Source organism: Corynebacterium sp. HMSC06C06, from assembly GCF_001807295.1.
Taxonomy (GTDB): domain Bacteria; phylum Actinomycetota; class Actinomycetes; order Mycobacteriales; family Mycobacteriaceae; genus Corynebacterium; species Corynebacterium striatum.
This window is the reverse complement of sequence record NZ_KV788481.1, coordinates 114,827-129,394: the sequence shown is the minus strand read 5'-3', so window position 1 is coordinate 129,394 and position 14,568 is coordinate 114,827. Positions and strand designations below refer to the sequence as shown.

16 protein-coding genes and 1 tRNA gene are annotated in these 14,568 nt (G+C 57.0%); 7 read left to right on the top strand and 10 right to left on the bottom strand.

The features are described 5' to 3' along the window. Positions 1 to 11 precede the first annotated feature (11 nt). From HMPREF3153_RS03665 to HMPREF3153_RS03640, 6 genes are all read left to right on the top strand, one after another. A complete protein-coding gene (locus HMPREF3153_RS03665) occupies positions 12 to 1,307 on the top strand; it encodes a citrate synthase (protein WP_083280939.1) in 1,296 nt (431 codons plus the stop codon). A 250-nt stretch (positions 1,308 to 1,557) separates the two neighbouring features. Further along, entirely contained in the window at positions 1,558 to 1,914 is a 357-nt protein-coding gene (locus tag HMPREF3153_RS03660) for an FKBP-type peptidyl-prolyl cis-trans isomerase (RefSeq protein ID WP_005530265.1), read from the top strand. A 112-nt stretch (positions 1,915 to 2,026) separates the two neighbouring features. After that, complete coding sequence (locus tag HMPREF3153_RS03655) at positions 2,027 to 2,875, top strand: aldo/keto reductase (protein ID WP_070420036.1); 849 nt, start codon at positions 2,027 to 2,029, stop codon at positions 2,873 to 2,875. A gap of 387 nt (positions 2,876 to 3,262) precedes the next feature. Next, positions 3,263 to 3,607, top strand: a complete 345-nt coding sequence (locus tag HMPREF3153_RS03650) for a DUF485 domain-containing protein (protein ID WP_070420035.1) — start codon at positions 3,263 to 3,265, stop codon at positions 3,605 to 3,607. A 2-nt stretch (positions 3,608 to 3,609) separates the two neighbouring features. Beyond that, on the top strand, positions 3,610 to 5,262 hold the full coding sequence (locus tag HMPREF3153_RS03645; protein WP_005530262.1) for a solute symporter family protein: 1,653 nt from the start codon (positions 3,610 to 3,612) through the stop codon (positions 5,260 to 5,262). Between the two features lie 32 nt (positions 5,263 to 5,294). Next, on the top strand, positions 5,295 to 6,386 hold the full coding sequence (locus HMPREF3153_RS03640) for a hypothetical protein (protein ID WP_349018536.1): 1,092 nt from the start codon (positions 5,295 to 5,297) through the stop codon (positions 6,384 to 6,386). On the opposite strand, the gene HMPREF3153_RS03635 is transcribed toward HMPREF3153_RS03640, so the two are convergent. The 6 genes from HMPREF3153_RS03635 to HMPREF3153_RS03610 all read right to left on the bottom strand — a co-directional run bounded on the left by HMPREF3153_RS03635 (position 6,361) and on the right by HMPREF3153_RS03610 (position 11,723). Then, complete coding sequence (locus tag HMPREF3153_RS03635; protein WP_070420033.1) at positions 6,361 to 7,341, bottom strand: DUF1906 domain-containing protein; 981 nt, start codon at positions 7,339 to 7,341, stop codon at positions 6,361 to 6,363. The two genes, HMPREF3153_RS03640 and HMPREF3153_RS03635, sit on opposite strands and share 26 nt — an antisense overlap. A gap of 270 nt (positions 7,342 to 7,611) precedes the next feature. Continuing rightward, positions 7,612 to 8,061: an OsmC family protein gene (locus tag HMPREF3153_RS03630; RefSeq protein ID WP_070420032.1), complete on the bottom strand. Its 450-nt coding sequence runs from the start codon at positions 8,059 to 8,061 to the stop codon at positions 7,612 to 7,614. 321 nt (positions 8,062 to 8,382) lie between these two features. Further along, positions 8,383 to 9,477 (bottom strand): HigA family addiction module antitoxin, encoded by a 1,095-nt coding sequence (locus tag HMPREF3153_RS03625; protein WP_070420031.1) that lies wholly within the window; start codon positions 9,475 to 9,477, stop codon positions 8,383 to 8,385. Between the two features lie 14 nt (positions 9,478 to 9,491). Then, a complete protein-coding gene (locus tag HMPREF3153_RS03620; RefSeq protein WP_070420030.1) occupies positions 9,492 to 9,791 on the bottom strand; it encodes a type II toxin-antitoxin system RelE/ParE family toxin in 300 nt (99 codons plus the stop codon). Between the two features lie 1,245 nt (positions 9,792 to 11,036). Further along, a complete protein-coding gene (locus tag HMPREF3153_RS03615) occupies positions 11,037 to 11,243 on the bottom strand; it encodes a hypothetical protein (protein ID WP_046645055.1) in 207 nt (68 codons plus the stop codon). A 407-nt stretch (positions 11,244 to 11,650) separates the two neighbouring features. Continuing rightward, positions 11,651 to 11,723: transfer RNA gene (locus HMPREF3153_RS03610), tRNA-Arg, on the bottom strand. Between the two features lie 74 nt (positions 11,724 to 11,797). Between HMPREF3153_RS03610 and HMPREF3153_RS03605 the strand changes: the two genes are divergently transcribed. Further along, positions 11,798 to 12,082, top strand: a complete 285-nt coding sequence (locus HMPREF3153_RS03605; RefSeq protein WP_049062779.1) for a cg0963 family protein — start codon at positions 11,798 to 11,800, stop codon at positions 12,080 to 12,082. Positions 12,083 to 12,117: 35 nt separating this feature from the next. Here HMPREF3153_RS03605 and HMPREF3153_RS03600 read toward each other — a convergent pair whose 3' ends face one another. Genes HMPREF3153_RS03600 through HMPREF3153_RS03585 form a run of 4 tightly spaced genes read right to left on the bottom strand, consistent with a single transcriptional unit; the run spans position 12,118 to position 14,555 of the window. After that, positions 12,118 to 12,405: a glutaredoxin domain-containing protein gene (locus HMPREF3153_RS03600; protein WP_005530251.1), complete on the bottom strand. Its 288-nt coding sequence runs from the start codon at positions 12,403 to 12,405 to the stop codon at positions 12,118 to 12,120. Beyond that, entirely contained in the window at positions 12,406 to 12,948 is a 543-nt protein-coding gene (locus HMPREF3153_RS03595) for a dihydrofolate reductase (RefSeq protein ID WP_070420029.1), read from the bottom strand. It abuts the gene before it with no gap. Next, complete coding sequence (locus HMPREF3153_RS03590) at positions 12,948 to 13,745, bottom strand: thymidylate synthase (protein WP_070420028.1); 798 nt, start codon at positions 13,743 to 13,745, stop codon at positions 12,948 to 12,950. Before HMPREF3153_RS03590 ends, HMPREF3153_RS03595 begins: the two co-directional genes overlap by 1 nt. Positions 13,746 to 13,796: 51 nt before the next feature. Next, a complete protein-coding gene (locus HMPREF3153_RS03585) occupies positions 13,797 to 14,555 on the bottom strand; it encodes a 3'(2'),5'-bisphosphate nucleotidase CysQ (protein ID WP_070420056.1) in 759 nt (252 codons plus the stop codon). Between the last annotated feature and the right edge of the window lie 13 nt (positions 14,556 to 14,568).

Below are 14,568 nucleotides of genomic sequence, written 5' to 3'. Positions count from 1 at the left end.
AGGATCAACAAGTGGCTTCTGAAGACAACAAGGTTGTTCTCCACTACCCAGGTGGCGAGTACGAGATGGACATTAAGCAGTCCACCGAAGGCGACTCTGGTTTTGATATTGGCAAGCTTCGCAATGAGACGGGTCTCGTTACCTTTGACCCGGGCTACGCAGCCACCGGTTCCACCGAGTCCAAGATCACCTTCATTAATGGTGAGGAGGGCATTCTTCGCCACCGCGGTTATGACATCGCTGACCTGGCAAACAACGCCACCTTCAACGAGGTCTCTTACCTCTTGATCAAGGGTGAGCTGCCAAACCAGGAGCAGCTGGCCGAGTTTAATAGCGAGATCCGTCACCACACCTTGCTGGATGAGGACTTTAAGGCACAGTTCAACATCTTCCCGCGTAACGCGCACCCGATGGCCGTTCTGGCTTCCTCGGTTAACATTCTTTCCACCTACTACCAGGACCAGCTCGATCCGCTGGATGAGGGGCAGCTCGATAAGGCTACCGTTCGCCTCTTGGCAAAGGTGCCAATGCTGGCTGCATACGCATACCGTGCATCGCAGGGTAAGCCTTACATGTACCCGGATAACAAGCTGAACGCTCGCGAGAACTTCCTGCGCATGATGTTTGGTTACCCAACTGAGGAGTACGAGGTTGACCCAGTTGTCTCCAAGGCCCTCGATAAGCTGCTTATCCTGCACGCTGACCACGAGCAGAACTGCTCCACTTCCACCGTCCGCATGATTGGTTCTGCTCAGGCAAACCTCTTCGTTGCTATTGCTGGTGGCATCAACGCTCTGTCCGGCCCTCTGCATGGTGGTGCAAACCAGGCCGTTCTGGAGATGCTGGATGATATCCAGAAGAACAACGGTGGTGACGCAACTGACTTCATGAACCGCGTGAAGAACAAGGAAAAGGGCGTTCGCCTGATGGGCTTCGGCCACCGCGTGTACAAGAACTACGACCCACGCGCGGCCATCGTCAAGGAGACTGCACACGAGATTCTCGAGCACCTCGGTGGCGACCCAATGCTGGATCTGGCAATGGACCTCGAGAAGATCGCTCTCGAGGACGATTACTTCGTGTCCCGCAAGCTGTACCCGAACGTCGACTTCTACACCGGTCTTATCTACCGTGCGATGGGCTTCCCAACCGACTTCTTCACCGTACTGTTCGCAATCGGCCGTCTCCCAGGCTGGATTGCGCAGTACCGTGAGCAGCTGGAATTCAACACCAAGATCAACCGTCCGCGTCAGATCTACACCGGTGAGACCCTGCGCAAGGTTACCCCGCGCGCGGAGCGTGCATAAGCACTCCACTTTCTGCACTCTAGTTGCGCGATTGGGGGGGGGCTTGTGTTGTCTAGCTTGAGCTAGACGACGAGGCCCGTAAATCGTCCTAGGGTGCACAAATGAAGCCGAATTGCAGTTGAACCCGTATACTGGGAACACTGTGGTTCGGCTTTTATCGTTCTGACTAACCCGATTCTCACCGTGAGGCGGGAAGAAGGTTGGGTGTCGAACCTATAAAACAAACGTTTCCCAAGGAGGATTTTCCCCAATGGATAAGCCCGTAATTGAGGCTCATACTGAGCCGGCCCCGACTGAGCTGGTTATCGAGGACATCGTCGTTGGCGATGGCGCAGAGGCACAGCCGGGTGGCTTCGTAGAGGTTCACTACGTGGGCGTCTCGTACGAGGATAACCAGGAGTTCGACTCTTCCTGGGGCCGTGGCCAGTCCATCGAGTTCCCGCTGACCGGTCTCATCGCCGGCTGGCAGGAAGGTATCCCCGGCATGAAGGTCGGCGGTCGCCGCAAGCTCATCATCCCGCCGGAGAAGGCTTATGGCCCAGCCGGCGGTGCGCACCCACTCGCTGGTCGCACCTTGGTCTTCGTTATTGACCTTATTCGCGCCTAAGACAGTTCTCTTTTACCCCGTCTGTCATCATCGCAAGATGATAGCTTGCGGGGTTTCTAATCACCTAAGCCTTCTTGGCCCATTGCATGGGAATCTCGTGCACAATGGAGACATGAGTGTCCCATTTATTTCTTTTAATGATGACCGTGAGATGCCGCAGCTGGGTCTCGGAACCTACAAGATGACCGGCGATGAGTGCATCAACGCCGTACGCGAGGCAATTGACCTCGGCTACCGTCACTTTGACACCGCGACCCTCTATGAGAACGAAGCTGAGCTGGGGCAGGCGCTTAACGACGCCATGCGGGCCGGCGACGTCACGCGCGACGAGCTCTTCATCACCTCCAAGGTCTGGCACGATAGCCACGGTGCCAACAAAGTTGATGCGGCCTTCAGTGAATCCCTCAAGAAGCTGCAGCTGGATTACCTGGACCTCTACCTTATTCATTGGCCATGGCCGCAAGGTGGGCTGTACGTAGAGACCTTCGAAGAGATGGCTCGTTTGCAGGGCATGGGACAGATCGCATCCATTGGTGTTGCGAACTTCTACGAAGAGACCCTGCAGGAACTCATCGCCCGGACTGGCATCGTGCCAGTCCTCAACCAGGTGGAGCTGCACCCAGGCTTCACGCAGCCGGAACTGCGTGAGTTCCACAACGAACATGACATTGTCACCGAGGCTTGGTCGCCGCTTGCTAGGGGAGAGGTAATCAACAACCCTGACGTTAAGGCTGTTGCCGCGAAGCATGAGGCAACGGCAGGTCAGGTCGCCATTGCCTACCTGCTGGCCAAGGGAATCTCCGTTATCCCTAAGTCGCGTAAGCGCGAGCGTTTGGTTGAAAACCTCGCTGCTGCGGAGCTCGAACTTAGTCGTGATGATATTGCTGTCCTTGATGGCCTTGAGGTCGGGGGAGACGGTAGCGGACGCTTGTACAAGGACCCGCGCGAGTTCCCTGGCTAAAGCGTGCGATAGACCTGCAGTGGCAGTGTGAGGCGGTAGCGCCTCACACTGCCACTTTTGCTTTTCAAGGAGACTGCGATCTTTGCCACACCTTGATTCACAAAATTTGCAATGTGTAGTTCTTTCGATTTTGGGGGTACTTTGCTAATTGTTAACTCTGCAGGTAAGGGCACTTAAAGGGGGTGGCTAAGTCTTGCGAATTCAAATTTTCTTGGCAAGATTTACAACCTTGCAATGTGAGTTGGGTAACTTACTTTTCAGACGAAACGTGATGAATGCCACCGCATCCATTCAAGGATTCTCTTCAACCCTGGGTGGTTTCGCGAGGGCAGGGTCACGCTCGTGAATGACATTTTGTGAAATAGGACAACCCACAAGGAGAGCGCCATGAGTAACTCACCTGCCTCGATTCCTACCCGTCGCGAACCGACGGCGCAGGAGTTCATCGAGATGCGCGACAGTGCGCAGTTTAAAGAGTTGCGCGGAGCTTACCGCAACTTCACCTTCCCGATGACCATCGCCTTTTTCGTGTGGTACGTCGTCTACGTCCTCGCTGCAGTCTTCGCCCCAGGCTTTATGGGCACCGAGCTCGGCGGCGGCTGGAACGTAGGACTCGTCTTCGGTATCGCCCAGTTTGTGACCACCTTCGCGATTACCTGGATTTACGTTAAATACGCAAACAAGAACATCGAGCCGCGTTCGGCCGCTATCCGTGAAGCATTGGAGGGCTAAAGATGCTGACTTACAACCTCGCTGCAGAAACTGCAGACTCGGCTGCCGGCAACCCGGTACTCAACATCGCTGTGTTCGGCGCCTTCCTCGTTATCACCATGTGGGTGGTTCTGCGAGCGGGCAAGTCCACTAAGGAAGCCTCTGACTTCTACACCGGCGGTGGTTCTTTCTCCGGGCGCCAGAACGGTCTGGCAATCTCCGGTGACTACCTCTCCGCGGCTTCCTTCCTCGGCATCGTCGGCGCGGTGGCGCTGACCGGTTACGACGGATTCCTCTACTCCGTAGGCTTCTTCGTGGCCTGGCTGGTCGCGCTGATGCTCGTGGCCGAGCCAATGCGTAACGTTGGCCGCTTCACCATGGCGGACGTTTTGTCCTTCCGCCTGAAGCAGCGCCCAGTTCGCGTGGCTGCGGCTATCTCCACGCTGTTTGTTTCTCTGTTCTACCTCATCGCTCAGATGGCCGGTGCAGGCTCCCTGGTTTCCGTTCTGTTGGACATCCATGACTTCACCTGGCAGGCAGTCGTCGTCGGCATCGTCGGCATCCTCATGATCGTCTACGTTCTCGTCGGCGGTATGAAGGGCACCACCTACGTCCAGATGATCAAGGCTGTCCTGCTGGTTACCGGCGTCGTGGCAATGTGCGCCATGACCTTCTTCGCCATCAAGGGCGGCTTCAGCACCTTGTTCTCTGACGCTATCGACATGCACGCTGGCTCCGACTACATCAAGGAGAAGGGCTACGAGGCCTCCCAGATCATGGAGCCAGGCCTGAAGTATGGCAAGTCCCTCACCACCAAGCTTGACTTCATCTCCCTGGGTATCGCTCTGGTCCTCGGTGTTGGCGGCCTGCCACACGTTCTGATGCGCTTCTACACCGTGCCTACCGCAACTGAGGCTCGTCGTTCCGTTACCTGGGCCATCGTCATCATCGGTGCTTTCTACCTGATGACCCTCATCCTGGGCTACGGCGCTGCTGCACTGGTTGGTCCGGACCGCATCCTCGCCGCACCGGGCGGCGCGAACGCCGCGGCACCGCTGCTAGCGCTGGAGCTGGGTGGCTCTGTATTCATGGCAGTCATCTCCGCAGTGGCCTTCGCTACCGTTCTGGCCGTCGTTGCAGGTCTCGCCATCACCGCTTCCGCGTCCATCGCACACGACGTCTACCACTCCGTCATCCGCAACGGCGAGTCCACCGAGGCTGAGCAGGTTCGCGTCTCCCAGATCACCGTCGTGGTCCTCGGCATCGTGTCTATCATCCTGGGCATCCTCGCAATGACTCAGAACGTCGCCTTCCTGGTCTCCCTTGCCTTCGCAGTGGCTGCGTCTGCAAACTTGCCGACCATCCTGTACTCCCTGTACTGGCGCCGCTTCAACACCGCAGGTGCTGTGGCCTCCATGTACACCGGTGTTATCTCCTGCTTGCTCCTCATCTTCTTCTCCCCGGCAGTATCCGGTACCGAGACCTCGATGTTCCCGAACGCAGACTGGGCACTGTTCCCGCTGTCCTCGCCAGGCATCGTCTCCATCCCGCTGTCCTTCCTGGCTGGCTGGATTGTCTCCCTGATGACCCCGCCGGACAACTTCGAAGAGCTCTCCGCTGAGATGGAAGTTCGCTCCCTGACCGGCGTTGGCGTTGAGGCACCAGTCGACCACTAAAGCACACAAGGCACTGCAGTACTATCTAGACCGTGCTTAGTTCTTTTCTAGAAACGAAGGCGGCTCCGATGAGGTTCGGGGCCGCCCTCGCCGCGTTTTCAGTCGCCGGCTCGCTGCTCGTCGCCTGCACACCCGCAGATGAGCGCGCAGCGCAGGAGAAGGGGGCGTCGTCAAGCGCTGCTGCAGCACGTGCCACCGAGCACGAGAAGGGTGACGCGGACCTGAATGGGCAGCCTGATTCGGTGAGCCAATTCCTAGGTGGCGAAGACCACCAGCAACTGAGCTACTACCGCGTGGGGGACGGCATGCGGATGGCCACCAAGAACGAGCATGAGCCGCGTCCTGCGCTCAGCCTCATCAAGCTCTACATCGCTACCTATGTGTTGGAAGAGGGCTCTTTCAATGACAAGTACGAAGCCCTGGACATGATTGCGAACTCTTCCGATACCAGCGCGGAAGACCTCTTTAACAAGTACCCGAAGTCCATTGATGCCATTGCCAAGGAATACGGCCTTTTGAACACCAAGGCCGGGGATAAGTGGGGTACCTCGGTGACGTCGACCTATGACGTCGTGCGCTTTGTTGTGCAGCTGTTGGAAGACGACCCTACACACCCTGTTCTTGTGGCGATGGCCCACGCCGATCCCGTCTCGGAGGACGGTTACGAGCAAGACTACGGCACCGCCAAGCTGCAGAACGTGGTGGGAACAAAGTGGGGCTGGTCGAATGATAAGACTCTGCACTCCTCAGTTTCCTTCGGCAGGAACTTCGTGGTGGCGGCCTCTGTCACCGGCAGCGCCGATGATCTCACCAAGTTTGTGAAGTCTGAGGTCACCGCGGAAAACCTTCGCGAGGGCACCACCCGTTTCCATAAGTCCCTGAGTGGGGAAGAAATAGAGACGACCACGGCATCGAAGACGACGATCACCGTAACCTCCACCGCGAAGAAGGACTCTGACAAAGCGGATAAGTCCTCGAGCGCTAAGCAGGAGCCTTCCGAATCGAAGGAGGAAACCTCTGCAAAGCAAAGTGGGGATGATAAGAAAAAGCCCGCGCCATCGGCACGGGCTAAAGCGACGTCGTCAACCTCGCAGACTTCTACTTCATCGCGTTCTGCAAAGTAGAAATCAGGTCAACGGCTCCCTTGACCTGTTCTTGGGATACGGACGAGCCTCCAATGCGGATGCCGTTGGCGTCAACGCGCGGTATCGTAACGCCCGGGGCCATCGACTCCACCTGGGAGCTCAACGCACCTAGTGCGTCTGAGGAGCCTGCCGGAATCGACGGCGCGGGTGCCGGGGTAGCAGTTCCTGGCTTGGATGGCGCAGCCGGTGCTGGCGCTGCCTGGCCGGGCGTCCACTGACCCCAGTCGCGTGCGTAGACGTGGTTGATATCCACGGTCACGCCATCTACCACGCGCTGCGCGGAGCCCGGCAGCTGGTGGATGGTGGTGCGTGGGTGGATCTTTCCACCTGAACCCCAATCGTGCATCCAGTAGAAGGAGCCGATGCGGTCCTGCACGCACCACTCGATGGTGTTGTAGTTTCCGTAAACGCCGGTCTGGTAGCCCGCCGCGGAAAGCAGCTTGGAGAAAGCCTGCAGGTAGGGCTTGATCTGCTGGTCGTACTGCGCGCGGGTGGGGTTGTCATCGATGGCGATGTAGATCGGGCGGTTGGTTGGGCCGCCCGCAGCTTTGTGGATGGCGATTGCCTGCGGTGCGTGCACAGCAGCGCCCGCAGCGCCTTGCTTCCAGTCGGCGGTTTCTGCGCGGCCGAACTGATAGATGGAGGCCGTGGCCAAGCCAAGGGCGGCGTTGGCCTTGGTTTCCTTCAATGTCACAGGCTTGCCGGTCATCCAGGTCTCAGTGCCAGGGCGGCGCTGGGACACGTAACGAATGGCGCCCAGGTGGCCGGCGTTCTTGATTGCCTGTGGGGAAGGAACACCCACGGCGAAGTCGATGATGGTGCCGAGAACCGGGCCCAACGCGAGCGCGGAGGGGGCTTGGGCACTGACGACGCCCGCGGTAAGGACCACAGCGCCTGCCTTAAACAGGGAACGGCGGTTGAAGGTTGCAGACACGGTGACTTACTCCTTGTACATGAACTTTGAAAGCGAGAGCGAAGTTGAGCGCGAGATTACGCAAGCTAATTAACTTTTATCACTTTAGTTAACAAATGTACCGTAGTATGTGGCGTGTCTCGTGCATGGATGCATGCAGATCCGCAGCGCACAGCAGATTAGAGGTCTTGGATTAAGCAATACCGCTTGAGGTCGTCCGCGACTGAAACGACGAGAAGCCGTTCGGGTAGGGGGTTTAAGGATTTGGCGTGGAATCAAGGCGTGACCTGATTAGGACTGATTGAGAAACCTAACATTCGTCGGGTGCTCAACCGTGCGGGATACCGTGCAGTCCTTTTCATGGGAGATGTGAATTAGGTTGTCCACCATCGACTGCGCTTGGCGGCCTTCGGGTGTGTCGGGGAAGCGAAGGGTGAAGCCGACCTCGACGTCGCTAAGCCGTGCGGCACCGCCCTCGTCGACGCGCGTTCCCTCGACGTGTACGTCAAACGCCTCAGGTTCGGCGCGCCGGGATGTGACCACGTCGACGTCGACGGCGGAGCAGCCTGCCACGGCGGCAAGAAGGAGTTCGACCGGGGTCAACAGCCCCTCGCCGCGACCGAAGTCCAGGCTTGCCCCTTCCTCATTGGTGGCGCGGTAATGGGTGGGGCCGATGCGGGTGACATCGACGCCGTAGGTGCGAATAATCTTTGATTCTTGGTTGTTTGCTGCGTTAGTCATATGCGCAATCTTAGCCCATATTAGTGCAGGTCAAGGTGGGTAACCCGAATGCTCTTTGCGGTTGTCCGCTAGCTCGGGAATGCTCAGACGGCTCCTAACAAGTCTGAGCGTTTTGTCGATAGGGGAGCATTTTCAGGAGCGTGGCGGTTCCAAGCGATGGGAGCGCCGCCAGGGCATTGACATTGGCCGCGAGCAAACAATCTGAATTGAAGTGCCCCAGGTTTTGTTCCGTTTGAGTAGATGGGAAAACAAGGCACATGCCTAGGTTCAAAACCTAGGACACTTCATTTTGCTGATGATGAACGAAGCTAATATTCCCAGTTAAGATGGGATGGGTGATTTCCAGCTTTCAAGCTGAGCGATGACGGTGGGAGCGTTGCGTACGAGAGTAGTTTTCCACGACAGGTCACCCTTTTTTTGAAGCCTTCCAATCAGAGTGACGGGATGAACCCCTAGGTTGCTGGCTTGTTCTTTAATCCAAGATGAGTGCACACGATCAGGAACTGCCGGTAAAGGGCTAGAGATTGCGAGTTCGCTGGCCAGCTGGTCTGCCTCGGCTTCATTATTGGCACTGTCATCTGATAGGTCATCGAGGATGACCTCGCCATTATCGACAAGGTGACCCAATAATATATGGGCTGTTTCATGCAGGATGGTAAATAGTATCTTATCGAGCCGATTCCCTCGTCCTGATATGCCAATCACGGGGTGCCCGTCGACCATCATAACGCAGCCGTCGAGTTTTCCTCCCGGAAAAGCCTCCACATAAACAAGTCTCACCCCCACCTCGGCGAACAGAGTCTGGAACTCAGCAAACGCCTGCGGGTCACGCGCTCTACTCGACAGCGTCCGGGCGAGGTCTTCTAGTGCCTTACGGGAGTAGGGGGCAGCGTCGAGGGCGCTGGCAGTTGCCCTGACGCAAGCCGCCCACGCTTCCTGCAGAACGGTGACATTTTCCTCGTGGTTACTGCGGCGGGTGGGGAAGCTTATTCCCGAGGGATCTTCAAAGGATCTTTTGCCAAATAAATTCAGCACCTCGTATGCCTGACTCTGCACGTCGGTGGCTATGATGTATCCCCGCTTGACGAGCAGGGGGACGGGGGCCAGCTCTCGTAATTGGGCGCGGGTTTTCACGGCGTTGAGGTTGTCCTGTATCCGGTCGTCCTGGGACTGCTTCCATAGCAGATAGGAGTCCTGGAGGTTAAGCCAGAATTCTGCGGAGGTGCCCAGGGCGGCGCCGATCTGGGCTGCGGATTCGCGCGTGATCTCCTTCTTTCCGGAAATGATCTCCGAGACAAACTGTGCTGGACGTCCGAGCACCTCGGCAAAGTCGGCTTGGGTCCAGCCGCGTGCGTCTAGCTCGTCAGCGAGGATCTCTCCGGCTGGGAATAGCTCCGCCGCAATTGGAGTATTCATGAGTTCACCTTCTCTCAGTGGTAATCCACCATTTCAATAACGATGACCACGCGACCATCGCTGTTGGTTGTGAATTTGAGGATGAGCCGAAACTGCTTGTTCAGGCGGATTGAAGAGGACCCGGCTCGGTCGCCTTTCAGTTGTTCCAGATGTAACGACCGCATGGCCCGCAGGTCACGTTCGTCCACGGCTCCCTTCAGGATCTGGATTCTCTTGCGATATGCCTTAATGATGTCCGAACCCCATCGTTTGGGGATGTAGGAGGCATCCTCGGCCATTCGTTGAAGTTCGTCGTCCTCGAAGGGGATGCGCACCAAGTCCACCTCGTCCAGTTCGCTAGCGCCGCGCCCATCTGACGTGACTCATTCTTCTCTACTCGTCTAGTGCTCATCACCCATCGTGTGAAGTATATTATCTTAGATATTCTGTTTCCGCAAGATGGGGCTAGGTATGAAAGAGGGGCGCCTCGTTGCGGCGAGGTGACCCGCCTGCAAGTCCTGAGAGCTGTCAGAATCCATGCATCGTCTGATGTAGTAGCGGAGTATCTCTCCCCTCGGGCTGATTGACTCGAAAGGAGAGGGAATGGCAACCATTCGATGCTAGGTGCACACGGTCCGCAAGGGGTCAGTGACCGTCAAGGCCACCACCACCGTCAAGATCTGGACCGCTACGATCAAGTTGCACAAGCTGGGTCGCTAGCTGCCTCGTCCTGGGAATCATCCGCCTGTTAGGGAGGGAGGGGAGAGTGGCTCGCAACCCCAAGCAGACCAGCAGGTCTACAGCGAAGGCGTCCAGTAAGGTGCTGCGCGGCAAGAGTTATAGTGCGGCTGCGAAGAAGGCCGCCGGCAGCGCACTGCCTCAAGCGTCGAAGCGTCGTGGCAAGTAGCTGCACAAAGTCTGGTGTGGTCCGCAGATGAGCTCCGTCTGCATGCATCGGCTGTTGGTTAAGGCCGGTGGCGATACTTAGTGAGAGTGGACTGGCAATTTCGCCTGTTTGAGGTGTTAGTTCAAAAATCGGCCCCTCATTTGACCGATTTTTCAGCGGCTGAAAAGCTATGTTGTTCAAGCCAACTCAGCAGACTGGTTTCGAAAAGCGTGATTGTGTACATAGCCCTAATTCGCTTGTAGCTAAGCCAGACCTCTGTGCCTCTTCGAGAAGCTCGCCAATTTGGCTAATCATATGCTGAATTTATCAACTGGGTTCGGGAAGAGTCCTTCTTATTTTTAATTTGCTCAAGTGGAGGGTTTATCAGTGCCTGGTCGTGGAAATTTTTCCGGGCCCCATATTGACATTATAGTTTTTGCTGAAATGAATGTTCCCACGCCGAAAGTGAGGGATACAAGCGCTGCGCTTAATAGGTAGTTTTCAAACCCTCCCGGCCTAATCCATATAAAGAAAACAATGGAACAGAATAAACTAAAAGCGCCAAGCTTCACTTTGGAGTCCAGAGTCTTTTCATTTCCTCTAAAGTAGCGACGGTGGTTTATTATGGTGAAAATAATTCCTGTAATTAGGCCCCAAATGAGTCCTGCCGCCAAGGCGGGAACGGCTACTAGTATCACTGGTTTTCCAGGGGGGTAGATGAATCTCGATTAGCTTGTTCTTGTTGCAGCTGAAGAAGCACAGTTTCTGGAATGCCCTCTAGGGAAACTGGGTCATTCAAATCAACCAGCGGAAACTCGTCTGGGTTCCATTCGGCTGCAAGCTGATCTGCATCAATGTACTCAGATTCGGGAGATGGGCCGACGGGGTTTTGTAAAAGCATAGTCCTTGCTGAAGAAATGCATTTATCACTGGTTCAGTAGTCTACAGATGAATTTTCGATGCTCCCGTAAAGGGTCCCATGCTCGAACCTCCATAAAAATTTGATTCTATCCTCCCACACACAAACCATCAGACACGCTCTGGACGCGGCTTCCTCGTCAGTTACGTAGATCCAGCGGGCAAAGCAGGACGCCGCGGAACCGGCACCGACCACAAACACGACGCAAGGCCTTGCGTATCGCGCCGAGGACCGACGGCAGAAGCTGAAACGTGCACAACTGACAACGAAGCCCACCGGTTCTGCTCTGGACGCGGCTTCCTCGTCAGTTACGCAGATCAGACGGGGGCTAAGTAGCAAAACGAAAAACTCGAGACACCGTAGGAACGATGTCTCGAGACTTCACATTGTGCCCCAGAGAGGATTCGAACCTCCGACACCGGCTTTAGGAGAGCCGTGCTCTATCCCCTGAGCTACTGGGGCGGGGGTGCTTAACGCAACGAAACTAGGTTACCAGTACCGCCCGAGTTGGCGTTAAATCGGATAACTTGTTAGCCATGGGAAATCATCATGACAATATCGTCCATTTCACTGACGTGCAGCGACGCGAGGTATTCGCCGAGACCATTAGCAAAGACGGGGTGGAAACACTTGCCATCGAGAAGGCCGTCCCGGGTGGGGCCTCCAAGCGCTTGCTGCTGCTCAACAAGTACGATGCACAGAAGCTTAAAGCAGCGTTGGACGAGTACCTCAACACCATCTACTCGAAGGAAATCTCCGGGATGGGTGGCACGCTCTCACCAGCGGACATGGTTGAGCTTTTCGGCGAGGACGACGACTAATCCGTGGTCGCTCGCCGATAGCGACTAGCTGGCTTCTACTTGGTGGAGCCGTCGAGCTCAGCGAGCTTGGCGCGTACTGCGGAAGCAGGCGGGTTGGTCTCGTAGGTGCCGTCAGAGTAGAGGACCGTGGGCACGATGCGGTTGCCGTCGTTAACCGACTTGATCCACTCGTTGATGTCCTCGGTGCCTTCGGCCTCGGCGTCGACAAGCGCATAAGGCGTCTCAGTGCGGTTCAAGCCCTTGAGCAGCTTGGCGCAGAATGGGCACCAGTCGGCGTAGAAGATGGTGACGTGCTCGGTAGTCTCAGGTGCTGCCACGGTCATTTAAGCGGCGTCCTTTCGCTCGTAGGTTAAGAATCGGTACTTCATAGGCAACTCACTCGGCGGTTGGCCCGGAATTGTCAAGTGGCCCTTCTCAGATGTCAGCCAGTCGGTGCTTGCCGACAATCCAAAAGAATCAGGCACTTCAGGAGCATAAACGGCGGCGTCGCCGTAAATATTCCCAATGTTGACTCCCATGAGGGTTATCTCAATGATGTCCACATCATCGATAGTGGAGGAATAGATCTGCCCGCCGCCGATGAACCAGGCGTCGTCAAGCGTGTGCGTAAGTTGTGAAATGTTAGCGGTGACCTGGGCGCCAGCGGACCAAGCGCCAGGTGCCTTGCGGGACAAAACGTAGTTATCGCGGCCCGGCAACGGGCGGAACTTCGGGTTCAGCGACTCCCACGTGCGCCGGCCCATCACCACCGGCGAGCCGACGGTGACCTCTTTGAAGTGCTTGAGATCCTCCGGAACATGCCACGGCATCGCCACGCCATCGCCGATGACGCCGTCCAAGGACTGCGCCCAAATAGCCCCCAGCATTAGACGGAAACCTGCGCTTTGATGGTGGGGTGGGGATCGTAGCCTACGACCTCGAAATCGTCGAAGGTGTAGTCGAACAATGAGTCAGCCTTGTGCAGCTTGAGCTGCGGGTAGGGGCGTGGCTCGCGGGAGAGCTGCTCCTTGACCTGCTCAATGTGGTCGTTGTAGATGTGGCAGTCGCCGCCAGTCCAGATGAGCTCGCCGACCTCCAGACCAGCCTGTTGGGCAAACAAGTGGGCCAACGCGGCATAGGAAGCCAAGTTGAAAGGCACGCCCAGGAACATGTCCGCCGAACGCTGATAGACCTGCAGGGAGAGCTTGCCGTCTGCCACGTAAAGCTGGAATAGCAGGTGGCAGGGCATAAGCGCCATCTTGTCTAGTTCTGCCACGTTCCAGGCGGAGACCAAGTTGCGACGAGAATCCGGATTATTCTGCAGTGTGTCCAGAGCCTGCTGGATCTGGTCAACATGCGTGCCATCCGGGGTAGGCCACGAGCGCCACTGGACGCCGTAGACAGGGCCCAGCTCGCCATCGGCGTCAGCCCACTCATTCCAGATACGGACGTTGTTGTCCTGCAGCCACTTCACGTTGGAGTCGCCCTTGAGGAACCACAGCAGCTCGCCGATAACACCGTGGAAGTAGACCTTCTTGGTAGTCAGCAGCGGGAATGACTCGGCCAGGTTATAGCGCAGCTGCGCTCCGAAAATAGAGCGCGTGCCGGTGCCAGTACGGTCACCTTTTTCTGTGCCTTCTTCCAAAACTTTGCGGAGGAGGTCCTCATATGGGGTCTGGATCATGGTGTCGAGTGTAGCTACTCTCGCGCGAAGTTTTTAACTTCTGCTGGCAGGCTAGAAGCTGCCGTTTGCCTCCGCGTAGGCATTAGCGTGCTCCAAGATCTCATCGGCCAGCTCAGGGCGGCAGATGAGAAGGTCGGGGATGAAGGTGTCCTCGTTGTTGAAGCGGATCGGAGAGCCGTCCAGGCGGGAGCAGTGCAGGCCTGCTGCCATCGCCACGCCTACTGGTGCAGCCTGGTCCCACTCGTACTGGCCACCAGAGTGAATGTAGCCATCGAAGTCGCCAAGAAGGACGTGCATGGCCTTCGCACCAGCGGAGCCGATGCCGACGGTCTCAAAGCCCATCTTCTCAGCGATGTGGGAGGCCACCTGCGGCGGACGGTTACGGGAGACCACGAGCTTCTTGGCCAGCGGGCCGGTCACCGCGCGGGCGTCGGACGAACGGAAGGTAACGCCCAAGTCCGGCATCGCCACGGCGGCGTGCTCCGGAATGCCGTTGATGACGAGCGCAATGTGTACGGCCCAGTCCTGGCGGCCGGTGGCGAACTCCTTGGTGCCGTCGAGTGGGTCAACGATCCACACGCGGTCCTTCTTCAAACGGCTGAGGTCATCAGCCGCTTCTTCGGAGAGGACGCCATCAGCCGGACGGTGCTGGGCGATGACGCGGGTGATCCATTCTTGGGCGGCTTCATCGCCGGCGTCGCCAAGCGCAAGCCCGCGCAACAGGCCACCATTGCGCACGCCCTTGAGGATCTCACCACAGCCGTTGGCTAATGAATTGGTAAGGCGGGAATCTGAAATCTCGACGGTCATGTATGCCAGATTA